This window comes from Streptomyces sp. NBC_00016 (genome assembly GCF_045040885.1).
GTDB classification, from domain to species: Bacteria; Actinomycetota; Actinomycetes; order Streptomycetales; family Streptomycetaceae; genus Streptomyces; species Streptomyces coriariae.
Map to the genome: position 1 here is coordinate 721909 of NZ_CP108304.1, position 25721 is coordinate 747629.

At 71.4% G+C, this 25721-nt stretch carries 22 protein-coding genes; 10 read left to right on the forward strand and 12 right to left on the reverse strand.

Features of this window, described 5'->3' with window-relative positions; genetic code table 11:
• Window positions 1-16: 16 nt before the first annotated feature.
• The 8 genes from OG933_RS03315 (at window position 17) to OG933_RS03350 (ending at window position 8612) form a co-directional block, all read left to right on the forward strand.
• Complete coding sequence (locus tag OG933_RS03315) at window positions 17-1723, forward strand: CocE/NonD family hydrolase (protein ID WP_405625239.1); 1707 nt, start codon at window positions 17-19, stop codon at window positions 1721-1723.
• Between the two features lie 93 nt (window positions 1724-1816).
• Complete coding sequence (locus tag OG933_RS03320; protein WP_405625240.1) at window positions 1817-3472, forward strand: ABC transporter substrate-binding protein; 1656 nt, start codon at window positions 1817-1819, stop codon at window positions 3470-3472.
• Window positions 3469-4419: an ABC transporter permease gene (locus OG933_RS03325; RefSeq protein WP_362269220.1), complete on the forward strand. Its 951-nt coding sequence runs from the start codon at window positions 3469-3471 to the stop codon at window positions 4417-4419. Before OG933_RS03320 ends, OG933_RS03325 begins: the two co-directional genes overlap by 4 nt.
• A complete protein-coding gene (locus OG933_RS03330; protein WP_405625242.1) occupies window positions 4416-5291 on the forward strand; it encodes an ABC transporter permease in 876 nt (291 codons plus the stop codon). Before OG933_RS03325 ends, OG933_RS03330 begins: the two co-directional genes overlap by 4 nt.
• A complete protein-coding gene (locus OG933_RS03335) occupies window positions 5288-6307 on the forward strand; it encodes an ABC transporter ATP-binding protein (RefSeq protein ID WP_362533054.1) in 1020 nt (339 codons plus the stop codon). Before OG933_RS03330 ends, OG933_RS03335 begins: the two co-directional genes overlap by 4 nt.
• On the forward strand, window positions 6297-7118 hold the full coding sequence (locus OG933_RS03340; RefSeq protein ID WP_405625244.1) for an ABC transporter ATP-binding protein: 822 nt from the start codon (window positions 6297-6299) through the stop codon (window positions 7116-7118). The genes OG933_RS03335 and OG933_RS03340 overlap by 11 nt, the downstream gene beginning before the upstream one ends.
• A complete protein-coding gene (locus tag OG933_RS03345) occupies window positions 7115-7573 on the forward strand; it encodes a DUF3237 domain-containing protein (protein WP_362269228.1) in 459 nt (152 codons plus the stop codon). The genes OG933_RS03340 and OG933_RS03345 overlap by 4 nt, the downstream gene beginning before the upstream one ends.
• 289 nt (window positions 7574-7862) lie before the next feature.
• On the forward strand, window positions 7863-8612 hold the full coding sequence (locus tag OG933_RS03350) for an esterase/lipase family protein (RefSeq protein WP_405625246.1): 750 nt from the start codon (window positions 7863-7865) through the stop codon (window positions 8610-8612).
• Window positions 8613-8743: 131 nt separating this feature from the next.
• On the opposite strand, the gene OG933_RS03355 is transcribed toward OG933_RS03350, so the two are convergent.
• The 3 genes from OG933_RS03355 to OG933_RS03365 form a co-directional block, all read right to left on the reverse strand.
• The gene (locus tag OG933_RS03355; protein WP_362533063.1) at window positions 8744-9409 is read right to left on the reverse strand and encodes a class I SAM-dependent methyltransferase; all 666 of its coding nucleotides are present in this window, start codon (window positions 9407-9409) and stop codon (window positions 8744-8746) included.
• Between the two features lie 98 nt (window positions 9410-9507).
• A complete protein-coding gene (locus tag OG933_RS03360) occupies window positions 9508-10272 on the reverse strand; it encodes an alpha/beta hydrolase (protein WP_405625248.1) in 765 nt (254 codons plus the stop codon).
• A gap of 291 nt (window positions 10273-10563) precedes the next feature.
• The gene (locus OG933_RS03365) at window positions 10564-11001 is read right to left on the reverse strand and encodes an Lrp/AsnC family transcriptional regulator (RefSeq protein WP_405633222.1); all 438 of its coding nucleotides are present in this window, start codon (window positions 10999-11001) and stop codon (window positions 10564-10566) included.
• Window positions 11002-11087: 86 nt separating this feature from the next.
• On the opposite strand from OG933_RS03365, the gene OG933_RS03370 reads away from it, so the two are divergent.
• Both OG933_RS03370 and nadE read left to right on the forward strand, forming a co-directional pair.
• Window positions 11088-11996: an SMP-30/gluconolactonase/LRE family protein gene (locus tag OG933_RS03370; protein WP_405625249.1), complete on the forward strand. Its 909-nt coding sequence runs from the start codon at window positions 11088-11090 to the stop codon at window positions 11994-11996.
• A 146-nt stretch (window positions 11997-12142) separates the two neighbouring features.
• Window positions 12143-12973 (forward strand): ammonia-dependent NAD(+) synthetase, encoded by an 831-nt coding sequence (nadE, locus tag OG933_RS03375; RefSeq protein ID WP_405625251.1) that lies wholly within the window; start codon window positions 12143-12145, stop codon window positions 12971-12973.
• A gap of 42 nt (window positions 12974-13015) precedes the next feature.
• Here the strand turns inward: nadE and OG933_RS03380 are convergent, their stop codons facing one another.
• The 9 genes from OG933_RS03380 to OG933_RS03420 form a co-directional block, all read right to left on the reverse strand.
• A complete protein-coding gene (locus OG933_RS03380) occupies window positions 13016-13093 on the reverse strand; it encodes a DUF1963 domain-containing protein (protein ID WP_405633223.1) in 78 nt (25 codons plus the stop codon).
• 216 nt (window positions 13094-13309) lie between these two features.
• Window positions 13310-13990, reverse strand: a complete 681-nt coding sequence (locus OG933_RS03385) for a response regulator transcription factor (protein WP_362533074.1) — start codon at window positions 13988-13990, stop codon at window positions 13310-13312.
• On the reverse strand, window positions 13987-15198 hold the full coding sequence (locus OG933_RS03390) for a sensor histidine kinase (protein WP_020126564.1): 1212 nt from the start codon (window positions 15196-15198) through the stop codon (window positions 13987-13989). Before OG933_RS03390 ends, OG933_RS03385 begins: the two co-directional genes overlap by 4 nt.
• A 116-nt stretch (window positions 15199-15314) precedes the next feature.
• Window positions 15315-17579, reverse strand: a complete 2265-nt coding sequence (locus OG933_RS03395) for an MMPL family transporter (RefSeq protein WP_405625254.1) — start codon at window positions 17577-17579, stop codon at window positions 15315-15317.
• A gap of 223 nt (window positions 17580-17802) precedes the next feature.
• Entirely contained in the window at window positions 17803-18723 is a 921-nt protein-coding gene (locus OG933_RS03400; RefSeq protein WP_362533080.1) for an amidohydrolase family protein, read from the reverse strand.
• Between the two features lie 162 nt (window positions 18724-18885).
• Window positions 18886-22092: a glycosyl hydrolase family 95 catalytic domain-containing protein gene (locus tag OG933_RS03405; RefSeq protein ID WP_405625257.1), complete on the reverse strand. Its 3207-nt coding sequence runs from the start codon at window positions 22090-22092 to the stop codon at window positions 18886-18888.
• A gap of 128 nt (window positions 22093-22220) precedes the next feature.
• Window positions 22221-22922 carry a FadR/GntR family transcriptional regulator gene (locus OG933_RS03410; protein WP_362521717.1) on the reverse strand — a complete coding sequence of 234 codons (702 nt, stop codon included), beginning with the start codon at window positions 22920-22922 and terminating at the stop codon, window positions 22221-22223.
• A gap of 85 nt (window positions 22923-23007) precedes the next feature.
• A complete protein-coding gene (locus OG933_RS03415) occupies window positions 23008-24048 on the reverse strand; it encodes an ABC transporter permease (RefSeq protein WP_020126569.1) in 1041 nt (346 codons plus the stop codon).
• A 2-nt stretch (window positions 24049-24050) separates the two neighbouring features.
• Window positions 24051-25625, reverse strand: a complete 1575-nt coding sequence (locus OG933_RS03420; RefSeq protein ID WP_405625260.1) for a sugar ABC transporter ATP-binding protein — start codon at window positions 25623-25625, stop codon at window positions 24051-24053.
• Window positions 25626-25721 lie beyond the last annotated feature (96 nt).

Genomic DNA, 25721 nt, shown 5'->3' on the forward strand with positions numbered 1-25721 from the left:
ACCCGGAGAACACTCGATGAGAGTTCCGTTCGCACGTACGGGAGCCGCTCCCGTCCCCGATCACGCCGTCCAGCACCTGGTGCGCATGCGGGACGGGACGCGTCTGGCCACGGACGTCTACCTGCCCGAGCGCGCCGCCGCCACGGACCGCGCCCTGCCCGCCGTACTGGTCCGCCTCCCGTACGACAAGAACAGCCGCTACGTCTACTTCGACAAGGTGGCCCGCCTCTTCACCGCCCGCGGCTACGCCCTCGTCGTGCAGGACGTACGCGGCAAGTTCCGCTCCGGCGGTCGCACCCTGCCCTTCCTGCGCGAGCCCGACGACGGCTACGACACCATCGACTGGATCACCCACCAACCCTGGTCCGACGGCGCGGTCGGCATGTTCGGCGACTCCTACTACGGCTTCACGCAGTGGGCCGCGGTGGCCTCCCAGCACCCCGCCCTGCGCGCCATCGTGCCGCGCGTGACCACGGTGGACTTCAACGCGACCACGGCCCTGGACCCCCGTGTCACGGATACCGGCGTCGGCCGGCCGGTGTGGGTCGAGGGCATCGAGTACTACGCCCACCACTGGGTGGACCAGGACAGCTACGACTGGGAGCCCGACCGGCGCGTCCGCCCGGTCATCGACCAGTACGAGCGGGCCTTCGAGGCCATCGGCGCCCGCTCCGCCTGGTTCGACCTCCTCGCCCCGCGCCAGACCGACGTGCTGCACGCCCTCGGCAGGCACCCCTTCGACTCCCGGCCCGTGCCCGTCCTGCACTGTGTCGGCTGGTACGACAACATCGGCATCCCGCACATGAACGACTACCTCGCACTCGCCGCCCGGCCCGGCTGGGACGCCGTCCAGTACCTGTGGGCCGGCGCCGTCGACCACGAGAACTACCGCCTCGACCACGCACCCGTCACCGAGGACACCGACCACGCCACCAGCGAGGCGGCCCTCGACCGGCTGCTGCCCGAGTACGCCGGCCCGGCGCTGGACTTCTTCGACGTCTTCCTCAAGGGCAGCCGCCCGGTGACCGCCCTGGCCAAGGTGACCTGGGAACTCGGGCACGCCGGCTGGCGTACGGCGCCCGCGTGGCCCCCGGCGGACAGCGCAGAGCGCACCCTCTGGCTCACCGGTCGGGCCACGGCGGCCGGGCCCCTGCCGGGCGGCGCCCTCCTCGGCGCCCCCGTCGTGGACGAGGACCGCACGCAGTGGGCCTACGACCCGGACGACCTCGTCCCGTCCCTGGTCCCCGACTCCTTCTCCTACCTCCGCGACCACCCCGACGCCGGCCCTCTCGCCGCCCGTGACGACGTCCTCGCCTTCACCGGACCGGTCCTGGCCGACCCGCTCGACCTCGCCGGGCCCGTGCGCCTGGACCTTCATCTCGCCGGTACGGCCCCGGTGTTCGACGTCTTCGCCAAGGTGCTGGACCTCGCCCCCGACGGCACGGCACGGCTCGTCGTGCGTGGCCAGGTCTCCGTCCGGGGCGACGGCACCTCCCGCGAGGTACGCGTCGAGTGCGGCCACACCGGCTACCGGCTGCGCGCCGGTCACCGGCTGGCGCTGCTCCTGGCGAGCAGCGACTACCCCATGTACCTGCCGTGCTCGGGCAGCGAGGAGAACCCCTGGACGACCCTCGTCCCGAAGCCGAGCACGCAGACCCTGGCCACCGGCGGCGCCACCCCGTCCCGGCTGACCGTCACCGTCCTCACCCCGCCCGCCGGCTGACACACCTCGCACCCCGCGGGCCCCCGCGCGCCCGCGCTCCCCCACGCCGAAGGGTCCGTCACCCGGCCACCGTCCCGCCTCAGGAGCACCACCATGCACGCTCCCAGAACCGCCCTCGCCGTCACCGCCCTGTCCACCCTCCTCACGCTCTCCGCCTGTTCGTCGGGCGGCGGCAGCCCGTCGTCCTCACCCCAGAAACCGAAGCTGACCACCACCACGCCCGCGGCGTCCGGCGCCCTGGACGAGGTCACCTGGAACCTGCCCCTGGGCGAGCCCACGACCCTCGACCCGGCCAAGGTCGGCGACTACTCCCCCAGCACCGTGGTCTCCAACCTCTGCGATCCGCTGCTGCGGCTGAAGGCCGACTACTCCGTCGCCCCCGGTCTGGCCACCTCGTGGAAGCGCCCGGACCCCAAGACGCTCGTGCTCGAACTGCGCGACGACGTCACCTTCTGGAACGGCCACCCCATGACCGCCAAGGACGTGGTGGCCGGCCTCGAACGGCAGCGCGACCCCGCCACCCAGAGCGTCAACACCCAGGTCCTGTCCACCGTCAGCACCATCACGGCGACCGGCGACCACCAGGTCACCGTCCGCTTCAAGACGCCCGACGAGCTGTTCCTCAAGTACCTCGTCAACGGCTTCGGCGCGGTCAGCGAGGCCGCGTACGTCAAGAAGGCCGGCGCGGCCTACGGCACCGCCAAGGGCGGTCTGATGTGCACCGGCCCCTTCGAGCTGAAGACCTGGAAGTCCGGCGAGTCCCTCACCGCCGTCCGCAACGACGCCTACTGGGACACCGCCCTCAGGCCCAAGGCCGCCAGGCTGACCTTCAAGTTCATCACCGACGCGAGCACCCTCACCAGCGCCCTGCTGTCGGGCCAGATCGACGGCAGCTACGAGATCCCCTCCACCGTCGCCAAGGCCCTGCGCTCCTCCGACGCCGGCACCCTCTACTACGGGCCCTCCGCGCAGACCGTGTTCGTCTCCCCCACCGGCCCGGACTCGCCCCTCGCCGACCCGCGCATCACCCAGGCGCTCTCCCTGGTGCTCGACCGCGACGCCCTGGTGCGCAACGTCTTCGACGGCGCCGCCCGCAAGGAGAAGACGTTCATCCCGTCCCTCGTGTGGAAGACGGGCGAGGCCTCCGACGTCTACGCCAAGGGCTACGACGCCCTGCCCGCCGTCCCGGACGCCGACGTCGCCCGCGCCGAGAAGCTCGTCGCGCAGGCCGCCCCGAAGAAGCGCACCGTCACCATCGCGATGGGCGCCGGCGATCAGCAGTCGCTCCAGATCCTCACCTTCCTCCAGGCGGGCGCGAAGAAGATCGGGCTGAGCATCGTCATCAAGCAGCTCCAGCCCACCCAGATGTCCGGCCTGTTCTACGACGCCTCGCTGCGCGAGGGCCTCGACGCGACCATGGCCCTCGGCTACGTCGAGATCCCCGACCCGCTGTCGTACGCCGAGATGTTCACCTCGCCCGCGTCCCCCATGAACTGGACGCGCTACGACAACGCCGAGGTGACCTCCCTGCTGACCGAGGCCCGCGCCACGCTGGACCCGAAGAAGTCCGCCGAGCTGTTCACCCGGGCCCAGGCCCTGTACACCGAGGACCTGGCGATCGTGCCGATCGCCGTCCCCTACGAGCGCATGTTCCTCAACAAGCGCCTCAGCGGCGCCCCCGCGTCCTTCGCCTACATCAACATGCCCTGGGCGGCCCAGCTCGGCGGCACGGGCGAGGGCACGTCATGATCGGACGCTTCGTCGCCCGGCGGGCGGCCATGCTCGTGGTGACCGCGCTCGTGGCGAGCGTCGCCGTGTACGGCGCCCTGTTCATCGCCCCCGGCGATCCCGCCACGCTCCTCATCGGCGGCGGAAAGCCGCCCAGCCCCCAGCTGCTCGCCGAGATCCACCGCCAGTACCACCTCGACGACCCGTTCCTCCAGGGCTACTGGCGCTGGCTCGGCGGGATGCTGCACGGCGACGCCGGACAGTCCCTCACCTACCAGGACTCCGTCACCCACCTGGTGACCGAGCGCATCGGCAACACCGCCTTCCTCGTGGCGTACGCGGCCGTCCTGATCATCGTGCCCGGCGTCACCCTGGGCACCGTCGCGGCCCTGCGCGGCGGCTTCGGCGACACCCTGGTGACGGTCGTGACCACCGCCCTCATGGCGGTGCCCACGTTCGTCATGTCGGTGGTGCTCATCTGGTGGCTGTCCGTCCAGTGGGACTGGCTCCCCGCCTACGGCGCCGGCGACGGCTTCACCGGGCGCCTCGAACACCTCACCCTGCCCGCGCTCGCCCTGGCCACGGCCTGGCTGGCCTACGTCGCCCAGGTGACCCGGTCGGCGGTGCGCGCCGAACTGGCCTCCGAGCACGTCGAGACGGCGCGGGCCCGGGGCGTCCCCGAGCGCTTCGTCGTGCGCAAGCACGTCCTGCGCAACGCCGCCGGACCGCTGTTCTCCGTCTCCGGCGTGGCCGTCGCCGGACTGATCGCCGGCTGTTCCATCGTCGAGCAGGCCTTCGGGATCAACGGCATCGGCGCCCTGCTCGTCCAGAGCGCCGCCAAGCAGGACCTGGCCGTCGTCCAGGCCCTCGCCCTGATCACCGTCGTGGTCTTCGTCGTGGTCAACACCCTGGTCGACGTGGTCACGGCCGCGCTCGACCACCGGGTCTCCCTGGAGGGCACCGCATGACCACGTATCAGATCGCCGCCCTCGGACGGGGCGGCGCCCGGTGGTCGAGGCTGCGCCGGCTGACCCGCGGGCGCGGGGTGCTCGTCGTGGCGTGCGCCGTCGTCGCCGTGGCCGTCCTCGCCGCCCTGTTCGCACCCCTGCTGGCCCCCTACGATCCGGACGCCGTGGACCCGGCCGCCGTCTACCAGGGCAGTTCCGCCGCGCACTGGCTCGGCACCGACGACACCGGACGGGACATCCTGTCCCGGCTCCTGTACGGCGCCCGCCCCAGCCTGCTGGCCCCGGCCGCCGTCACCCTGACCGCCGGACTCGGCGGCACGGTCCTGGCGGTGAGCGCCGCCTGGCTCGGCGGCTGGTACGACCGGCTGGTGTCCGCCCTGCTGGACATCGTCTTCGGGTTCCCCGGTCTGGTGCTGGCCGTGGTGGCCGCCGCCGTCTTCGGCGCGGGCCTGCAGGTGGCGGTGGTGACGCTGTCCCTCGCCTACCTGCCCTACATCGGACGGGTGGTGCGCAGCGCCGCGCTGCGCGAGCGGAACCTGCCGTACGTGTCGGCGTTGCGCATGCTCGGCATGTCCGGACCGCGGATCTGCCTGCGCCATCTGACGCCCAATCTGCTGCCCCTGGTGCTGGTGCAGGTGGCGACCTCCTTCGGCTACGCCCTGCTCGACGTCGCCGCGTTCTCGTTCATCGGACTCGGCGCCCAGCCGCCGACCGCCGAATGGGGGCTGATGGTGGCGAACGGTTCCACCGGGATCCTGGCCGGGCGCGCCGAGCAGTCGTTGTACGCCGGCGCGGTGATCGTCGTCTTCGTGATCGCGTGCAGCCTCCTCGGCGGCGGCCTGTCCCGACAGCTCCTGGGAGACGACCGATGACCGGTTCCCCGCCCCTGCTCGTCGTCGACGATCTGCGCGTCGACCTGCCGACCCGGGACGGCATGCGCCGGGTGATCCACCGGGCCGACCTGACCGTGCCCGCCGGGACGGCCGTCGCCCTGGTGGGCGAGTCGGGATCCGGCAAGTCGATGACGGCCCGAGCGGTGCTGCGGCTGCTGCCCTCACGGGCCCGCACCACCGGTTCCATCCGCTTCGACGGAAGCGAGGTGACCACGCTGGGCGCGGCCGGGCTGCGCCGACTGCGCGCCCACGACGTGGCGATGGTCTTCCAGGACCCGAGGGCCCACATCAATCCCGTGCGTACGGTCGGTGACTTCCTCACGGAGGCGCTGATCACCACCCGGGGAGTGCGGCCCCGCGCGGCCGAGGCCAAGGTGACCGCCCTCCTGCGCGAGGTGGGCATCGCGGACGCGTCCCGCAGGATGCGCCAGCGGCCCCCGGAGCTCTCCGGCGGTCTGCTGCAACGCGTGATGATCACCGCGGCGCTGGCGGGCGAACCCCGCCTGCTGATCGCCGACGAACCCACCACCGCACTGGACGTCACCACCCAGGCCGAGGTCATGGCGATCATCGACGAGGCACGGGCCGAGCGCGGCCTGGCCATGCTCTTCATCACCCACGACCTGGCGCTCGCCGCGGCGGTCTGCGACCGGATCGCCGTCATGTACGCGGGCGGCGTGGTGGAAGAGCTGCCCGCCCGGCACCTGCACGAGCGGGCCGGTCACCCCTACACCCGGGCGCTGCTCGCCTCACGGCCCGACCCGGCGGCCACCGCCGAGCCGCTGCGGGCCGTCCCCGGTCGCCCGCTGTCCGCCTTCGAGACCGGTCCGGGCTGCGCCTTCGCGCCGCGCTGCGCGCACGCCCAGGACCTCTGCCACACCGAACGACCGTCGCTGTCACCGGCCGGGGAGGGCCTGGCCGCGTGCCACTTCCCGGCCGCCGACGCCCGCGTGACACCGCAGCCCGGCGCGAGGAGCACCCCCCATGGCCGATGAACCGTCCTCCCTTCCCGCCCTCCGGGTCACCGGCCTGCGCAAGACCTTCGGGGACTTCGTCGCCGTCGACGGCGTCGACCTGGAGATCGTGCCGGGCGGGTCCCTGGCCGTCGTCGGCGAGTCGGGGTCGGGCAAGACCACCACCGCGCGGATGATCGTCGGCCTGGAGGAGCCCACCGCCGGCACGGTGCTCCTCGGCGGCCGGGCCCATCCGGGCCGCCGGGCGGCCACCGCCGAGCGCAGGCGCTTCGCCCGGGAGGTGCAGATGGTCTTCCAGGACCCGTACGCCTCGCTCGACCGCAGGCAGAAGGTGGGCGACAGCCTGGCCGAGATCCTCGCCCTGCACACGGACCTGCGCGGCGCGCCCCTCGCGGACCGCGTGGCCGAACTGCTCGACCAGGTGGGCCTCGACGAGCGCCAGGGCGCCGCGCTGCCCCGCGCACTCTCCGGCGGGCAGCGCCAACGGGTGGCCATCGCACGCGCGTTGGCCGTGCGGTCGCGCCTCCTCGTCCTCGACGAGGCGGTCGCCGCACTCGATGTCTCCGTCCAGGCCCAGATCCTCACCCTCCTCACCGACATCCGCCGACGCACCGAAGTGGCGTACCTGTTCATCACCCACGATCTCGGCATCGTCCGGCACGTCTGCGACGACGTACTGGTCATGCACCGCGGCCGCGTCGTCGAACGCGGACCCGCCGAGACGGTCCTGACCGACCCCGAAGCCCCCTACACCCGTCGGCTGCGGGACTCCGTGCCCCGCCGGGGCTGGAAGCCGACCCGCCGCACCGCACAGAACGGAAGCCAGGAATGACCGTGACACCTTCCCTGACCTACGCCTTCGAGATCCGCGCGGCGGTCGCCCCCAGCCTGCACATCGGCCACGGCGACGGCGAGCGCACCGAGTTCACCCCCATCACCGGCGGAACGGTCCACGGCCCCCGGCTGGGCGGCACCGTCCTGGCCGGCGGAGGCGACTGGTCCAACACCCGCGGCACCGTCTGTGAACTCGAGGCCCGCTACCTCCTGCGGGCCGACGACGGTGCCGTGATCGACATCGTCAACCGCGGCTACTACCACGAGCACGCCGACAGCCCCGACCTGTACGACGGCACCCTTCGCCTCGCCGAGTCCGGCACGTACTTCCGCACCGCCCCCGTCTTCCGCACGGACGCCCCGCAACACCGCTGGCTCGCGCGCACGGTCTTCGTGGGCCTCGCCCGGGAGGAGGACGGACACATCGTGATCCGCTGCTACACGGTCGACTAAACGACTCCGGTCCGCGGGCGGCGGAGACGGGCGACGGGGCGGCGCCTACCGCCGAGTGCGCAGACCGAGGGGCGGACGGCAGGCGTGCTCAGGCCGAGCCCGACCGCGGACGCGACGTCGCCCGCCCCGGCGGGAAGGCCCCTGACGGGCTGCCGACCAGCATGAAGGGCTCCACGATCCGGGGTGCCCGGCGGTCCCGCGCACGCCGGTGATTTCGCCGATTGCCGCCGGGCTCGGCGCCACGACGCTGGTCAGGTCCAGCCACCCGCATCCTCGTCAGGAGGGCTCCATGCGTCGTCATGCCCCGCGCCGGATCCTCGGTGTTCTCGCGACCGCCACCCTCGCGTTCACCCTGTTCTCCGCAGCGCCGACGGCAGGCGCCACCCCCACGGCCGCCGCGTCGGTCGCCTCCACCGCCCGGTCGGCCGAGGCGGCCGCCCAGCCGCTGTCGACGAGCACACCGGTCGTCTTCGTCCACGGCTACACCGGCAACGCGTCCAACTGGACCACCGCCTTGAGCGTCTTCCGGCTCAACGGCTGGTCCAGCTCCAACCTGTTCGCCTACGAGTACAACTCCTACGGCAACAACATCACCAACGCCCAGGGGCTCGCGACCTACGTCAACACCGTGAAGGCGCGGACCGGAGCGAGCAAGGTCGCCATCGTCAACCACTCGATGGGCGGCCTCGTCAGTCAGTACTACCTGAAGGTCCTGGGCGGCAACACCAGCGTCAGCCACCTCGCCTCGATCGCCGGCGCGAACCACGGAACCACCTACGCGGGCGCCTGCCTCATCTACACGACCTGCCAGCAGATGTACCCGGGCTCGTCGTTCATCGCCCAGATCACCGCGGGCGACGAAACGCCGGGCACCACCCGGTACGCCACCTGGTACTCGGCGTGCGACGGCATCATCATCCCGTACACCAGCACCCGACTGGACGGCGCGACGAACAACAACGTGCTCTGCCAGACCCACATCGGCTACCTGACGGACACGGTCGTACTCGGCCAGATCGCCGACTTCGTCGCCTCCTGACCCACCGCGCGAGCAGCCCCGGCGGTGACCGGCGCTCAGTGCGACCACGCCCCGTTCCCGGCAGCGCGACCGCCGGGAGCGGGGCGCGCTGTCGCTGCTCTACGCCGCGACCCAGGACGTCCCCGGTAGCGTCAGGCGGCTCCCGCCTGGGCTTTGCGGGCGAGCAGGTGAACCTCCTGGAACTGCCGCCGGTCGGTGGGCCGAGGCTCGCGGACCGTCCGGGCCACCTCGGCCAACCCGGACTTGCGCAGCATCGCGGCGAGGTGATCGGGCCACCACCGATAGGCCGGCGCGACGGTGTGATCGAAGACCTGCGTCGGGTGCGACGGACCATCGGTGGCCGAGAAGCCGACCAGAAGGTGGCCGCCGGGTGCCAGCACACGATGGAACTCCGCCAGGACGACGGGGAGTTCCTGCGGCGGAGTGTGGATGATGGACCACCGTGCGAGCACGCCGCCCAGCACACCGTCGGCGATGTCCAACGCGGCCATCGAGCCCACGTCGAACCGCAGGCGCGGATAGGCCTGTCGAGCCAACTCGATCATCGCGGGAGAGGTGTCGACACCGAACGCCGACAGCCCCAACTCGTCCAGATGAGCGGTGACATGACCGGGCCCGCACCCCAGGTCCGCGACCTGACCGCCCTCCCCACCAGTACGGACGACCTCGGCGAAGACGCCCAGGATCGCGCGGTCCAGGGGACTGTCACGCAGCGAGTCGCGGAACATCTGCGCATAGGTGGGGGCAACAGCGTCGTATCCCTGGCGGGTGACACTTAGGGCACTGTGTTCGACCATGCACGCGACAGTAGTTCCCGGCCGCGAGGCGAGCCGGGAGAACGACGATCTCGACAGCGGCGCCCGATGGGCGGACCGGACGCCGCTGCCGCTCACCTTCAGGCCGTTGCGGTGCCCCCGTGGCTCAGATGCCGGGCGAAGAACCGGACCGCGCTGTCGGCCTCGAACCTGGGGAAGTCGAAGTGCCTGCCCGCGTTGGCGTGCAACGTCTTCTCCTGCGAGGCGAAGGCGTCGAACAGCGCGAGGCCGGCCTCGCGCGGGATGCGCTCGTCGTCCCACTGCAGATCGAACTCGATCGGGACGGTGATCCGCTTCGCCGTCTCCATCAGGGCATCGGGCCACATCAGGCCGAAGACCGCGGCCGTGATCCTGGGCTCGACCGCCACCAGTGGCATGCCGATCGCGGTGCCCAGGCCGATGCCGAAGTAGCCCACCGGCCCGTCGGCGCCGATCTCCGGAAGCTGCTGAAGGGCGTCCAGGGTCGCCTGCCACTCGGGTACGGCGAGCTCCGCCAGCCGGGCGTTGTACCGGACGACGATCGGACCTTCCGGCTCGCCCGCCGCCTGCGCCTCGCGCAGCTCGGCGATCTCCTGCTCGTCGCGCGCGGTGCGCGGCCGGTCGCCGTGACCGGGCGCGTCGATGACGGCGACATGGAAGCCGCAGCCGGTCACGAGAAGGTGGGCGCGGCCCGCCATCGCCGGATGCTTCTTGTGGTTGCCGCCGCCGTGGCCCAGCAGGACCAGGGGCGCGCGATCGGCGCCGGAGGCCGGCGACCGGAGAACTCCGGGGACGTCGCCCACGGTGAAGTCGCGCTCGATCGTGCCGTTCGACGACGACTCGGCGGTGAACTGCAGTGAGTGCACAGGTGTTGCCTTTCGGGAGTGCCTTGTGGTCGAGGCGCTCCCGGCGACACCTACGTCAGTCGCCGGCCGTGACGGGAAGGGAGAGCACCCACGTCGTTACAACGGTCATGGGTCTCACCTCCTGGGGCGGTGTCACGGTCGACTGCAAGGTACCAGCCCGATCATCATCCCTCCAGCGCTTTTCCCTGGGCCCCTGACCGAGGAACAGGTGCACGAAGAGACTTGTCTGCGCGCACGGTGGAGGCTTCCCGGCGAGCCGGAGGCACCTGCCACCGCAGGCGCGCGCCGCGCCTACCCGGCGTCCAGTGGTCGTTCGAAGAACGTCTCCAGGACGACGGTCGCCTGGGTGCCGCTGACCCCGTCGATCGCGTACAGACGGCGCAGTACGTCCTGGAGTTGTTCCGTGCTCGCCGTGCGCACCTTCACCAGGACCGCCGCGCTGCCCGCGATGACGTGGGCCTCCTGGATCTCCGGTACGCCGGCGAAGTCCTCGGCGCGGTCGCCCATCCAGGCCGTCGAGTCGACGAGCACGAAGGCGAGGACCCCGCGGTCGAGGGCCGCGGGGTCCACGTCGACCGTGGTGGCCCTGATGACCCCGTACTCCCGCAGCCTGCGCACTCGCTCATGGGCGGCACCCGCCGACAGGCCGACGCCCTTGCCCAACTCGGCATAGGACCGCGTCGCGTCCTTCTGGAGCAGCGCGATCAAGCCACGGTCGATGTCATCTATCGGCTTCATGCTCTGACCATATCCTGTTCGGTGATCTACGTGTTACGTTGAATCAGATCCTGATCAGCGAAGGCGAAGGGACCCCGATGCCCGCCGATGGCCTGTACGAGATCCTGGACGACCGCTTCCGTACCGGACGCTGCACGAACGGCGACGGCAGGCTGGAGGTGCTGTACGACGACTGCCGTTGGGCGGAGGGTCCGCTGTACCTGCCCGCCTGGCGCCAGTTGATCTGGAGCGACATCCCGAACGACCGCATCCTGCGCTGGGACGAGGCCACCGGGACGGTCGGCGTCTTCCGCGATCCGGCCGGACACAGCAACGGCAACACCCTCGACCGGCAGGGCCGCCTGGTCAGCTGCGAGCAGGGCAACCGCCGGGTCACCCGTACCGAGCCGGACGGCACGGTGACGGTCCTGGCCGAGCGTTTCGAGGGCAAGCGGCTCAACAGCCCCAACGACTCCGTCGTGCGCTCCGACGGCACTCTGTGGTTCTCCGACCCGGACTTCGGCATCACCAGCGACTACGAGGGTCATCGGGCCGAGTCCGAGATCGGCGCCTGCAACGTCTACCGGGTCGACCCGGCGACGGGCGGGGTGCACCTCGCCGCCGACGGCTTCGACGGACCCAACGGCGTCATCCTGTCACCGGACGAGAAGCGGCTGTACGTCTCCGACTCGCGAGGCGCCCGTATCCACGCCTTCGACGTCCACGCCGACGGCACGCTCTCCGGACAGGAGGTCTTCGCCGAAGCACGGGCGGGCGTCCACTTCGACAACATCCGCCTGGACGACCAGGGCCGTATGTGGGCCGCCGCCCTGGAGGACGGCGTTCACTGCTACGACCCCGACGGCACCCTCATCGGACGGCTCCGGGTGCCGGAACCGGTCTCCAACATCACCTTCGGCGGGCCGAAGAACAACCGCATGTTCATCACCGCCACCACCTCGCTGTACTCGCTGGTGATGTCGGTGACGGGAGCGCCCCGCGTCTAGCGCGCCTGTCCGACCGCGGTCCGGGGCACTGGGTTGCGCGCCCCGGCGCCGGACGGTCGCGGCTGTCCGACACTGATCCACCGGCGGTCCTCCCCCTCCTCGAGGGCGGGGCGCCGGCACCACGCGAACCGGAACCAGGAGCAGATGTGAACGACCCGGCCTTCCTCACCCTTCAGCAGGAGATCGCCCGGGAACTCGAGGTCGCCGAGACCTTCGAGGCCGAGGCGGAGATCGAGCGCCGGGTGGCGTTCCTCGCGGAGCGGCTGACCTCCACCGGCCTGTCCTCGCTCGTGCTCGGCATCAGCGGCGGCGTCGACTCCACCACCGCCGGCCGCCTGTGCCAGCTCGCGGTCGGGCGAGCCCGCGACGCCGGGCACGAGGCACGGTTCTACGCGATGCGGCTGCCCTACGGCGTCCAGGCCGACGAGCACGATGCCCAGCTCGCTCTCTCCTTCATCCAGCCCGACCACGTGCTGACCGTGGACATCAAGCCCGCGAGCGACGCCGCGCTCCAGGCCGTGCTGGGCGCCGAGGTGAGCTTCCGCGACGTCTACCACCAGGACTTCGTGCTGGGCAACATCAAGGCCCGGCAGCGCATGATCGCCCAGTACGCCGTGGCCGGCGGGCACCACGGACTGGTCGTCGGCACCGACCACGCCGCCGAGGCGGTCTCCGGTTTCTTCACCAAGTTCGGTGACGGCGCGGCGGACCTCGTCCCGCTGTCCGGCCTGACCAAACGGCGGGTGCGAGCCGTCGCGGACGCGCTGGGAGCGCCGGCCGAGCTGGTGCACAAGGTACCGACCGCCGACCTGGAGACCCTCGATCCCGGCAAGACCGACGAGGACGCGCTCGGGGTCGCCTACGACGACATCGACGACTTCCTGGAAGGCAGGGCCGTGGACGAAGGCGTCTTCACAACGATCGTCGACCGCTACCGGCTCACGGACCACAAGCGCCGGCTGCCCCTCGCCCCCTGAGCCGCGAGGACTCGACGTCGTTCGCCGCGGCCCGCTCGCCCGTCAGCCGCACTGCCAGGTGAACATCGCCCGGTCGAAACGCCGCTCGGCCAGGTCCTGCGGTCGGATCAGCCGGTACAGGACCCCGGCATCGCCCCCCCATCATGTCCGCGCGGGCCTCGCTGTCGAACTGGGCCGGCAGGGACCGGGCGCCCGCCTCGTCGGACAGCCGCGGGTCGTCCAAGGACACCTGGCCGACCAGGACCGCCTGCGCGATCTCGATCTCCACCGGATCCCGCACCGCGTACGGGTGGCCACCGATCTGATGTGCGGGGCGTCGAGTGATCCACTCAGGTTTCAGGGCTGTGGCGAGGTGGGTCGCACCAGTCCGGTCTGGTAGGCGATGACGACGAGTTGGGCGCGGTCGCGGGCGCCCAGCTTGGTCAGGGCGCGCTGGATGTGGCTGCGGACGGTCAGGACGCTCAGGAAGAGTTCCTCGGCGATCTTGTCGTTGGACTTGCCCCGGGCGGCGAGGGTGGTCACCTCGCGTTCGCGGGGAGTGAGGTCGTTCAGGCGCTCCGCAGGTGCCAGGAGGGCGCCCGGGGCCGGAGCGGTGAGGAATCGCGTGATGAGGGCGCGGGTCGCGCCGGGCGAGAGAAGGGCCTCGCCCGCGGCCACGGTGCGGATGCCGGCCAGCAGGGCGTCGGTGGTGACGTACTTGCCGAGGAAGCCGCTGGCTCCGACGCGCAGCGCCTTGGCGACGTACTCGTCGGTCTCGAACATGGTGAGGACGAGGATCCGGGTGCCGGACAGCCCGGGGTCGTCGCAGATGGCGGCGGTGGCGGCGAGGCCGTCCGTGCCGGGCATGCGGATGTCCATCAGGACGATGTCGGGGCGGTGGACGCGGGCGAGATCCACCGCTTCCCGGCCGTCGGCGGCCTCGCCGACCACCTCCATGTCCTCGCAGGAGTCGATCAGCAGCCGGAACGTGCCGCGCAGCAGGGCCTGGTCGTCGGCGAGCAGGACACGAATGCTCAAAGGCTTGTCTCGTCTTCTTCCGGGGCGAGGAGGTGCAGCGGCAGCGCGGTGGCGACCTCGAAGCCGCCCTCGGGGCGGGGACCGGCGTGCAGGTCGCCGCCGACGGAGTGGGCGCGCTCGCGCATGCCCATCAGACCGTAACCGCCTTCCGGGACCGGCACGGGGGCGGCGGTCCCGTCGTTGGTGACCGAGACGAGCAGACGGGAGTCGGAGTATGTGAGCCGGACGCGGGCCCCTCTGCCCGCGCCGTGCTTCGTGACGTTGGTGAGGGCTTCCTGGATGATCCGGTACGCCGTCAGGTCCACGCCCGGCGACAGGGGCCGGGGTTCCCCCTCGGTCGTGACGGAGACCTCGACGCCGGCGGATTCGCACGTCGCGATCAGCTCGGGGAGGCGGTCCAGGCCGGGGGCGGGTTTCAGCGGATCGACGTCGGGGTCGCCGATCTGGCGCAACACCCCGACGGTGGCGCGGAGTTCGAGCAGCGCGGACGAGGTGGTGGTGGTCAGCTCGCCGAGCAGTTTCTGCGCCTGTTCGGGGTGGGTGGGCGCGAGGTGGCGGGCGGTGCCTGCCTGGGCGTTGGCGACGGCCATGTGGTGGGCCACCACGTCGTGGAGCTCGCGGGCGATACGCATCCGCTCCTCGGCGACCCGCAGCCGGGCCTCCTCCTCGCGGGTGCGCTCGGCGTGCGCGGCGCGCGCCTGGACGGAGTCCACGTAGTCACGGCGCAGCCGGTCCCGGCCGCCGCCGACCAGGGGCAGCATCAGCCACAGCACCGGGCCGATGCTGCGCAGCAGGTACATCCCGGTCGTGGGGGTGTCGGTGTCGATCACGGCGGAGGCCACCACCACGGCGATGGTCAGGCCGCCGTACACGCGCGTGGTCCGGGGGTCGGTCCCGGCGGCCAGCCGGTACAGAGCGATCATCAAAGGGGCCAGCAGAAGGGGTGACACCAGGTAGCCCAGCGCCACGGTGATCACCGTGCAGACGGTGGCCACGACGACAGCGGTGCGCGGGCGGGTGCGTGCCTTCAACTGGACCAGGCAGGAGACGGCCGCGAGAAGCACGGCCGGCCAGTCCTCGCGCGGTTGGCTGATGCCGGGGATGGCGATCGAGGCGCCGAGGGTCACGGTGCCGAGCAGCCCCAGGGCCAGGACCAGGTCCGTGGCGATGTGCCGACGCCCTGTGTAGCGCTCCAGGCTGGTGGTCATCTGTCTCTCCAAGTGCAGGGCCTGAGCGCCATGGTGGACGACATGACGCGAAAGGCCGCGCGGGGCCGCCCGTGGTCTTCGCCACGGACGGCCCTGAGCGGCCGGTGCGGGCCCGGTCAGACGCGCGCCTCGACCGGCTCGTCCGGGGCCGGGCCCCGGTCGGAGTGGCGGTCCGCGGCGTCGGCCGGGTGCCGGGTGAGGGCCTCGCCCTCGATGTCGACCCGGGGCAGCATCCGGTCCAGCCACCCGGGCAGCCACCAGGCCCGGTCGCCCAGCAGGGCGAGGACGGCGGGCACGACGGCCATCCGGACGACGAAGGCGTCGAGCAGCACGGCAAAGGCCAGGCCGAAACCGATCATCTTGATCATGGAGTCGCTCTCGCCGATGAAGCCCGCGAAGACGGCGATCATGATCAGTGCGGCGGCCACGACGACCCGGGCGCTGTGCCGGAACCCCGAGACGACCGCCTGCCGTGCGGACTCGCCGTGGACGTACGCCTCCCGCATCCGCGACACCAGGAAGACCTCGTAGTCCATGGCGAGGCCGAAGACGATGCCCACGAGGAAGATCGGCATCAGGCTCATGATCGGTCCGGTCTGCTCCACCCCGAACACGCCCGCCCCGTGACCCTGCTGGAAGACCAGGACGACCGCGCCCAGCGCCGCGAGCACCGAGAGCAGGAAGCCGAGCGCCGCCTTGACGGGGACGAGCACGGAGCGGAAGACGACCAGCAGGAGGAGGACGGCCAGGCCGACGATGGTGACGAGGTAGGGCACCAACGCCGCCTGGACCTTCCCGGCGATGTCGATGTTCAGTGCGGTGCCACCGGTGACCTCGAAGGCGGCGCCGGCCCCCGACTCGATGGCGGAACGTTCGCCGCGGATGGTCGTGACGAGGGTCTTGGTCTGCTCGTCGGTCGGGCTGGTGGACGGCGTCGCGGTGAACACCGCCGTGTCCCCGGCGTCGTCGAAGTGGGGCGTGGTGACCGAGACGACGCCCTTGGTGTCGGCGATCTTCCGGTTGATCGTGTCGACCGCGGCCTTGGCGTCGTCGGCCCCCTTGGCGTCGACGACGACGGTCAGGGGCCCGTTGAACCCGGGGCCGAAGCCGTCCGCGAGGGCGTCGTAGGCGCGGCGCTCGGTGGTGGAGGCGGCCTTCGCCTCGTCGCCCGGCATGCCGAGCTCCAGCCCGGTCATCGGGATCGCGAGGACACCGAGGCCCAGGACGCCCAGCAGCAGTACGGGGATCGGGCGGCGCAGCACGAAGCGGGCCCAGCGGGTGCCGCGGTTGTCGCTCACGCCCTGCCTCTCCCCCGCCCCGGCCTTGCCGGACTTCACGAGGCGGAGCAGACGCCCGCCGCGCCGCTGCCCGCGTACGGCGCCCGCCAGCACGGCGTTCGGCCAGAAGCCCAGCAGCGCGGGCACGACGGTGAGGGCGACGGCCACGGCGACGACGACCGCTCCGGCGGCGGTCAGGCCCATCTTGGTCAGCATCGGAATTCCGACGACCGCCAGACCGGCCAGCGCGATGACCACGGTCAGGCCCGCGAAGACGACCGCCGACCCGGCCGTGCCGACCGCGAGACCGACCGCCTCCTCAGGAGAGTGTCCCTCGGCCCGCTCTTCGCGGTAGCGGGAGACCACGAAGAGCGCGTAGTCGATGCCGACCGCCAGACCCAGCATCATCGCCAGGGTGCCGGTGCTGGTGGACAGACCGAGGGCGTCGGCCAGCAGCGTGATCGTGAACATGCTCGCGCCGACGCCGAGTATGGCGGTCAGCAGTGGCAGCCCGGCGGCTGCCGACGAGCCGAAGGTGACCAGCAGCACGACGGCCGCCACCGAGATGCCGATGATCTCGGCGACGCCGCCGGGTCCGCCGCCGCTGTCCATGGCGGAGCCGCCCGTCTCCACGGTCAGTCCGGCGTCCCGGGCCCGGTCGGCCGCCCTCTCCAGCGCGGTACGGTCGGCGTCGGTGACCTCGGAGGACTTCACCTTGTAGGTGACGGTGGCGGACCCGTCCTCGCTGACGGCCTTCGTCTCGTAGGGATCCGCGACACCGGCCACCTGCGAGCCCTGGCCCAGGGCGTCCACCGTCTCCTCGATCGCCGCCTTCTCGGCGGCGGCGGTGACCTTGCGCCCGTCGGGGGCGACGAACACCATCCGGGCGGTGGCGCCGTCGGCGGCAGCGCCGGGGAAGCGCTCCTGCATCAGGTCGTACGCCTTCTGGGACTCGATGCCCGGCATCGAGAACTCCTCGTCGGAGGCTCCCGGCGCCTGGAGGGCGCCCAGTGCGACGGCGGCCAGTACGGCCAGCCACATCAAGGCGACCCGACCGCGCCGCCGGAAGGCCAGACGGCCCAGTCGATACAAATAGTCAGCCACGTCAGGGAACTCCAGATCTGCTTGCGCTTGCCCTGATCAGGCTGTCGCGGCGAGGGCCCTCCCGTCGTCGTCCGGTTACTGGCACTGCCGCCTCCCGTATCCGGAGGACCGACTACTGAAACCGCGGTACACGTCCGGTCGCCGGCTCATGCTCCGGTAGGACGTTCCGCCCCCGGCCGGACGGGTCACCGGCGACGGGGCGGCGAGAACCACGACGGGGCTCTCAGAGGCCGAACAGCTCTGCCGCGTTGTCGTGGCACACCGCCCGCAGCCACTCGTCCCCGAGGCCCAGCCGCTCCAGCGCCTGGAGCTGGTGCACGTACGGATAGGGGATGTTGGGGAAGTCGGAGCCGAGCAGGACACGGTCGCCGAGTCCGGCCAGCCGGGGCAGGGCCCTGCCGGGGAAAGGCATCAGCTCCTCGGCGAAGTCGGTGAACGTCATCGTCGTGTCCAGCCGGACCTCCCCGTACCGTTCGGCGAGGCCGAGGAACTCCTCGTACTCGGGCATCCCCAGATGCGCGACGACCAGTCGCAGCCGGGGGTGCCGCGCCAGCACCCGGGCGATCGGCTCGGGTCCCGTGTGCTTGCCGGGTGCGGGCCCGGAGCCGCAGTGGATCACGACGGGGATTCCGGCCTCGGCCAGCAACCCCCATGTCGGATCGAGGAGTTCGTCGGCCGGGTCGTACGCCCCCACCTGTACATGCGCCTTGAAGACACGCGCGCCCGCCTCGACGGCCTCCCGGACGTAGGTCTCGACGCCCGGCTCGGGGTAGAGGGTGGCGGTGTGCAGACAGTCGGGCGTGCGGCGGGCGAAGTCGGCCGCCCAGTCGTTCAGCCACCGGGCCATGCCCGGCTTGTGCGGGTAGAGCATCGCGGTGAAGGCCCGTACGCCGAACTCCCTCAGCAGGACCGTCCGTTCGCTCTCCTCGTTCCGGTAGGTGATCGGCCACTCGAGCCCGCCGGTCTGTGGTCCGAGCGCGTCGAAGTAGGCCCAGACCTTGTGCAGGACCCGCTCGGGCATGAAGTGCGTGTGGACGTCGACGAGGCCGGGAAGGCCGAGGCGGCCCCAGAAAGCGCGCACCTCCCCCGCCTCCTCTCCCACAGGGGTGGCTTCGGCGGTCCCACCGGGGTCGACGGGTTCCATGCGGTGATCATCCATGGCGCCCACGATCGGCCCGGGTGAGGCGGCGGGTCCACTCCTTGGCGCGGGGAATCCGTGAGGGATCCGTCACCCGGCCCCGCGCCGGTGTGGACCGGGCGGGCCGGGCCGTCGGCCGGGCGCCGCCGCAGCGAGCCGGTGCCGCTGTCAGGGCCTGTCCGGCTTCACCCTCCTGTCGACGCCGTTCACCCGGACGGTGACGTCCTTCCGGTTCCGCGCCCGGTCGGCCACGATCTTGTAGGACGTCACCTTCCCCTTCCGCCACTCGCAGCTGACCTCGTAGCCGCCCCGGGCACGGAGCCCGGTGAAGGATCCCTCAGCCTTCCAGCCGTCCGGCAGCGCGGGCAGCAGGTCGATCACTCCGTCGTGGCTCTGCAGGAGCATCTCCGCCACGGCGCCCGAGATGCCGAAGTTGCCGTCCATCTGGAAGGGCGGGTGGTTGCAGAACAGGTTGGGCAGCGTGTTGTAGGTCAGCAGTCCGCGCAGCATGACCTGGGCGCGCCGACCGTCGCGGAGGCGGGCGAAGAGGGCCGCCCGCCAGGGCCAGGTCCATGAGCGGCGGCTGTCGCCCGAAACCGTCGCGGCCGTGAACGGGACGCCTTCCTTCTCGCCGCACCGCGCCTTGAGGGAGACGAGGGCCGCGGCGGCGAGGTCGGGCGTCCGCGGGGTGATCTGGCGGCCCGGGTAGACCGCGAAGAGGTGCGAGGTGTGGCGGTGGATGTCGTCGGGGCTGTCGATGTCCTCCTGCCACTCCTGGAGCTGGCCCCACCGGCCGATCCTGTTCGGCGCGAGGCGCGCCTGCATGTCCGCGACCTTGGCCCGGAACGCGGGATCCGCCTTGAGCGCCGCCTCGCAGTCGAGGTAGTTCTGGAACAGGTCCCAGATGATCTGCTGGTCGTACATGACGCCGTCCTCGCGCGGCCCGTGCTCCGGGGACCAGCCGTTGGGTGCGACGAGGAGTCCGTCCTCGCGCTCCTTGAGATGGTCCTCCCAGAACTCGCAGATCTCCTTGATCATCGGGTAGGCGACGGTACGGAGATAGGTCGGGTCCTGGGTGAACGCCCAGTGCTCGTAGAGGTGCTGGGCGTACCAGGCGCTCGCGACGGTGTTCCACTCCCACGAGTTGCCGCCGAAGATGCTCTGGCTGGTGCGGGCGGTCCAGCCGCGGGTGTCCTGGCCGAAGGCGTTGCGGGTCGCCACCCGGCTCGGCACCGCCACCTGCTCGATGAACCCGACGAGCGCCTCGTGACACTCCGGCAGGTTCGTCGTCTCGGCTCCCCAGTAGTTCATCTGGACATTGATGTTGGTGTGGTAGTCGGAGGCCCAGGCCGGCTGGTTCTGGTCGTTCCACAGGCCCTGGAGGTTGGCGGGCAGGCCGTTCGGCCGGGAGGAGCTGATCAGCAGGTACCGGCCGTAGTCGAACATGGTCTGTTCGAGTGTCGGGTCCTCCCCGCCCGCCGCGTAACGCGCCAGCCGGGCGTCGGTGGGGAGCGCGACGACGGCGGCCGGGGAGGTGCCCCAGGCGACCGAGACACGGTTCATGAGGGCACGCGTCTCGGCGATGTGCCGGGCGCGCAGCTTGTCGTAGGGCCGGGCGGCCGCCTGGTCGAGCGCCCTGGCGATGATCGGTTCCGGAGCGGCTCCGCGCCATCCGGCGGCGGCGTCGAGCCGGTAGTCGGTGCGGGCGTCGAGGAACAGGGTCAGGCTCGTGCAGCCGCTGAACCTCAGCACCGCTCCGTCGGCGCTGAGGTCGCCGTCGGTGTGTACCGCCTGGACGGTGCAGGCGTGCTTGAGTCCGTTGCCCATGACACCGCTGAAGGCGATCCGCCCGGCGTCGGCGTCGACGGTCGTCGGGGCCTGGTCCTGCGCGGACGTCAGCGAGATCGCGCCGGAGAGTCCGTCGGCGCTGTCCGACGTGTACCGGAAGACCATGACGTCCGCGGACCGGCCGGCGAAGGCCTCCCGCAGGACGCGCTGTCCCGGCGCGCCGAAGCGGGTGACATGGAGGCCTTCGACGAAGTCGAGCGTGCGCCGGTAGTCGACGACGGTGCGCTGGGCGCGGGTGTCGAAGCCCTTGCCCGCCAGCGCGATCTCCGCGATCTGGCAGCCGGTGGAGGACGCGCCGGGGGTCAGGGTGAGCCGGTAGACGCGGTAGGCCGTGCCGTTGGTGAAGGAGAAGGTCCGGCTCTCGCCGCGGCCGGCGAAGGGAGCCCCCGGGTTCCGCGTGTCGAGGGTCGTCCAGGTGGTCCCGTCCTGCGACGCCTCGAGCGTCCACTGCCGGGGGTCGTCGCGCGGGCGGTCGGGGGCCGCCGTCAGCGTGTACGAGGTGACGACGGCCGGGCGGGGCAGGTCGGCCTGCCAGCTGACGGCGGGTGCGGCGCCGTCGACCCGCCAGACGGTGGCGGGATCGCGGTCCACCGAACGCGAGATGTCCGTGCCCCGGGCCCCGAGCCGGGCGGATCCTTGCGCGTGCCCGCTCGGCGACGACAGGTAGAGCGAGGTGTCCCCGCCGAGGTCCACGCCGTCCAGGCCGATCTCGCTCACCTGGAAGTGGCTGACGCCCGCCTTGGGGACGAAGTCGAACCGGTAGAAGCGGTAGGCCGCGCTGTGGGCACCGGTGAATTCCTTGGTCTGGAAGCGGCTCTCGAAGGGCGCGTCCAGGGTGCGGCTGTCCAGCGTGGTCCAGGTGGCGCCGTCGGCGGAACCGGAGAACGTCCACTCCTGCGGGTCGCGCTGCGGCACGTCGTTGGCGCTCGTCAGCCGGTAGGAGGCGACCACGACGGGTTCGGGGAGTTCGACCTGCCACCGCACCTCCGCACCGGGGCCCTCGATGCACCACTTGGTGCTCGATTCGCCGTCGTACGTCTTGTCGACGCCCTCCGAGGGGGAGGAACTGTACGGTCCTCCCGGTGCCGTGACCGTGGGCTTCGGACGGGAGGCGAAGGTGACGACGAGGTCGCCGAAGTCGCGGTAGGAGCCGAAGCCGGTCATGCCGGTGTCGAAATCGCTGTCCGGCTTGCCGGCGAGCGCGTTGTCGTAGTTGTTGACTCCGCCCCACAGACTCTGCTCGTTGAACTGGATGCGCTCCTCGTGGGGATCGGCGAAGAGCATGGCGCCGAGCCGGCCGTTGCCGATCGGCAGGGCCTGCGACTGCCAGTCCGCGGCGGGGACGGAGTACGTCAGCGCCTTGCGCGACAGGGCCGGCCACTGGATGCCCGCCGACGCGTGGGCCCCGGCGGCGACGGCCTGTCCGGCAGGCGTGGCGCCCGTCAGCTGAGTGGCCAGTGGCGCGACGGCGAGAGCACCGCCGAACTTGAGGATGCTTCGTCTCAGCGGTTGGGATTCATTGATCACAGCAAGATCTCCCGGCCCATTCATCGGCTCTTTCACGGAGGGAGGAGCAGCCACTTCGACATCCGCCGAGGGCTTTGTCGTCGTAAGCCATCTTCACGGGAAGATAGATCGGATGTCTAGAGGTGTGACTAGCCGTCGACTGACGGCCCGTCCGCGTCGACCCAGCTCGCCGCGAGCCAGTGCTCGACGGCGGCCACATGGACCGTCGCGGCGGAGACGGCCAACAGTGCGTCACGTGCCCTCAGCGCGCGGAGGATCTCCTCGTGTTCCGCGTGCGCGCGCTCCACGGCGCGCTGTGTCCGGCTGCCCCGCACGATGCGGACCCGCTGGGTACGGGTGGACAGGACGCGCAACAGCATGGACAGCACGGGGTTGCCGACGGCTTCGACGATGCGCAGGTGGAACGCGATGTCGTGGGCGACGAACTCGTCCACCGTGGCGGCCGCCCGGGACCGTTCGAGGATGACGCCGAGTTCTTCGAGGTCCTCGGAGGTCAGCAGGGTGGCGGCCAGCCCGGTCGCCGGCGGTTCCAGCAGTCTGCGCACCTGGAGCAGTTGAAGGGCGGTCCGCCCGTGGGAGACGTCGGCGGCGAAGGACATCGTCTCGAGCAGAAGGTGCGGCTCCAGGCTGGAGACATAGGTGCCGTCGCCCTGCCGGGTGACCAGGATGCGCATGGCGGTCAGCGCACGGACCGCCTCACGCAGCGAGCTTCGGGACAGACCGAGCTGACCGGCGAGGGCATCCTCCTTGGGCAGTCGGGAGCCGGGGGCGAGTTCGCCCGCGACGATCATCGCCTTGATCTTCTCCATCGCCTCGTCCGTCAGTGCCACGAGGGGTGCCTCTCTGTCCCGAAGGAACACGGCGGGGCTCCACGCGGCCCCGGAACGAGCCCGCGTGATGCCCCGGATACCGCGTCTACTCCTGCTTCTCGCCGGAGGCGAAGCGGGAGATGATCAGCGCGACGATGATGATCGCGCCGTTGAGGAACTGGTTCCACAGCGGCGGTACGCCCGCCAGCGTCATCACGTTGACGACCAGCTGGAGGGTCAGCACGCCGGTGAGCGCGCCGAACACCGAGCCCTTGCCGCCGTTGAGGCTGACGCCGCCGATGACGGTCGCGGCGAAGACCTGGAAGATCCAGCCGCTGCCCTGGGTGGCGGAGATGGAACCGTAGTGACCGCTGTAGAGGATGCCGGCGAACGCGGCCAGCAGGCTGCCGATGATCAGGACGACCCACACGATCCGGTCGACCCGGATACCGGCGGTCCGGGCGGCCTCCGCGTTGCCGCCGATCGCGTAGAGCGCCCGCCCGTGCCGCAGCCAGGCCAGCGCGCAGCCGCCGGCGGCGAACAGCACCGCGCAGATCCAGATGGCGGCCGGGACACCCAGCCAGGAAGCCTTGCCCAGGTAGGTGAAGGAGGGCGGCAGATCCACGATGGACTGGCCTTCGGACAGGGCCACTTGGAGTCCGCGCAGCATGGTCAGCCCGCCGAGCGTGACGATGAACCCGTTGAGGCGCAGCTTGAGGATGAGGAAGCCGTTGAGGGCGCCGATCGCCACGCCCACCAGGAGACAGAGCGGGATCGCCGTCCACTGCGGAAGGAGCCCCAGGCCGTTGAACCGGCCGCCACTGGTGGGCAGGACCAGCCAGACGGCGATGACGGGCGCCACCCCGATCGTGGACTCCAGGGACAGGTCCATCCGGCCGACGATCAGGATCAGCGCCGTGGCGAGGACCAGCAGGCTCAGCTCGGTGGACTGCTGGGCCACGCCGATGAGGTTGTCGGAGGTGAGGAAGGCCGGGGAGACGATGAACCCGATCAGGCCGAGGACCAGGATGGCCGGGACCAGGGACAGTTCACGGAAGCGGCCGAGATCGAGTCCGCGCCGGGTGCCCTTGGCGGTCGTCTGCCCCACGCTCGCTGCGGGGTCGGTGACATCGGTGGTGGCGGACATGACTACCTTCCGTGCTCTTCGGTCTCGGCTGCTGCGGGGGTACCGGCGACGCCCTCCATGGCGGCGACCATCTGTTCGTCCTTCCAGCCGCGGTCGAACTCCGCGACCACGCGTCCGTGGAACATGACCAAGACCCGGTCGCACGCCCTGAGGTCGTCCAGTTCGTCGGAGACGATCAGCGCGGCCTTCCCGGTGTCGGCGACCCCACGGATCCTGGCGAGCAGGAACTCCTTGGACTTGACGTCCACTCCGTTGGTGGGCCGGATGGCGACCAGGACATGGGGGTCGGTGGCCAGGGCCCGGGCCACGACGACCTTCTGCTGGTTGCCGCCGGAGAGCGCGGAGACCGCGGTGCCCGCACCCGGCGTCTTGATGTCGAGATCGCGGATCATGCGCTGGGCGAAGGTCCTGGTGCGGGCCGGCAGGACGGTACCGAACGGGCCGAGCTGGTCGGTGACGGTGAGGGTCGCGTTCTCCGCGACGCTGCGGTCGTGCACGAGACCCTGGACGTGCCGGTCCTCCGGCACCAGGCCGACGCCCGCGGTGAGGGACGCCGGGACACTGCCGGTACGGATGGTCCGGCCGTCGACCGAGATGCTGCCTCCCTCGGCGCGGTGCAGTCCGGCGACGGCCTCCCCCACCTGGACGTTGCCGCTGGCCGTCGCGCCCGCGAGGCCGACGACCTCACCGGTGCGGACGGAGAGCGACAGGTCTCGGCAGGTGCCGGTCAGGGTCAGCCGGTCGACGGCCAGGAGCACCTTGGCGCCGGCCGGGGAGGCCGTCCTCGCCTCGTCGGCACCCGTCGTCGGGGCGGACTCACCGGTCATGGCCTCGACCAGCTCGTGCTTGCCGAGTCCGGCCACCGCCGCGGTGCGGATGTGGGCCGCGTCGCGGTAGACGGTGACCGTGGTGCACAGGTCGTAGACCTCTTGCAGGTGGTGGGAGATGAAGAGGAAGGCGACACCCTGCCGTTGGAGGTCACGGAGCTTGTCGAAGAGCCGGTCGATTCCGCGGGCGTCCAGCTTGGCGGTCGGCTCGTCCAGGATGATGAACCGGGCGCCGAAGGACAGGGCCCGGGCGATCTCGACGAACTGCCGCTGCTCCACCGTGAGATGGCGGGCCCGGACCGTGGGGTCGACGTCCACTCCGTACTCGCCGAGCAGCTGCTCGGCGCGCCCGCGCAGGTCCTTCCAGCGGATGGGGCGCAACGCCGCGTCGCTCTGCCGGTTGAGGAAGAGGTTCTCGGCGACGGTCAGGTCCCCGATGATCGTGGACCGCTGGTAGACGCAGGCCACCCGGGACCGCCAGGCGTCGATGTCGCCGAAGGCGGGCGCCGGTTCGCCGGAGAAGCGCAGGGTGCCGGTGTCGGGCTGCTGAAGTCCGGTGAGGATGGACACGAGCGTCGACTTGCCCGCGCCGTTGCGTCCGACCAGGGCGTGCGACTCGCCCTCGGCGATGCTGATGCGGGCGTCGCGCAGCGCGACGGTGGCGCCGTACCGTTTGCTGATTCCGGTCGCCTCGGCCACCGGGGCGCGGCTCACGGTGCCGGTCGCCGGGGCGGTCGCGGAGTCCGCCATGGTGAATACCGTCCTTCCGGTCCGGATGCGGGGGTACGGGCAGGGGGCGGAGGGACGGGGTGCGCCGGCCCCTCCGCGTGCCTGCCGTCGGGGCCG

Excerpts from the sequence above, each read along its gene's own strand:
- OG933_RS03350 (WP_405625246.1), top strand. The coding sequence starts at position 7,863 with ATGCGTCGTCATGCCCCGCGCCGGATCCTCGGTGTTCTCGCGACCGCC.
- OG933_RS03370 (WP_405625249.1), top strand. The coding sequence starts at position 11,088 with ATGCCCGCCGATGGCCTGTACGAGATCCTGGACGACCGCTTCCGTACC.
- OG933_RS03335 (WP_362533054.1), top strand. The coding sequence starts at position 5,288 with ATGACCGGTTCCCCGCCCCTGCTCGTCGTCGACGATCTGCGCGTCGAC.
- OG933_RS03345 (WP_362269228.1), top strand. The coding sequence starts at position 7,115 with ATGACCGTGACACCTTCCCTGACCTACGCCTTCGAGATCCGCGCGGCG.
- OG933_RS03420 (WP_405625260.1), bottom strand. The coding sequence starts at position 25,625 with ATGGCGGACTCCGCGACCGCCCCGGCGACCGGCACCGTGAGCCGCGCC.
- OG933_RS03330 (WP_405625242.1), top strand. The coding sequence starts at position 4,416 with ATGACCACGTATCAGATCGCCGCCCTCGGACGGGGCGGCGCCCGGTGG.
- OG933_RS03320 (WP_405625240.1), top strand. The coding sequence starts at position 1,817 with ATGCACGCTCCCAGAACCGCCCTCGCCGTCACCGCCCTGTCCACCCTC.
- OG933_RS03355 (WP_362533063.1), bottom strand. The coding sequence starts at position 9,409 with ATGGTCGAACACAGTGCCCTAAGTGTCACCCGCCAGGGATACGACGCT.
- OG933_RS03340 (WP_405625244.1), top strand. The coding sequence starts at position 6,297 with ATGGCCGATGAACCGTCCTCCCTTCCCGCCCTCCGGGTCACCGGCCTG.
- OG933_RS03400 (WP_362533080.1), bottom strand. The coding sequence starts at position 18,723 with ATGGAACCCGTCGACCCCGGTGGGACCGCCGAAGCCACCCCTGTGGGA.
- OG933_RS03325 (WP_362269220.1), top strand. The coding sequence starts at position 3,469 with ATGATCGGACGCTTCGTCGCCCGGCGGGCGGCCATGCTCGTGGTGACC.
- OG933_RS03415 (WP_020126569.1), bottom strand. The coding sequence starts at position 24,048 with ATGTCCGCCACCACCGATGTCACCGACCCCGCAGCGAGCGTGGGGCAG.
- OG933_RS03315 (WP_405625239.1), top strand. The coding sequence starts at position 17 with ATGAGAGTTCCGTTCGCACGTACGGGAGCCGCTCCCGTCCCCGATCAC.
- OG933_RS03390 (WP_020126564.1), bottom strand. The coding sequence starts at position 15,198 with ATGACCACCAGCCTGGAGCGCTACACAGGGCGTCGGCACATCGCCACG.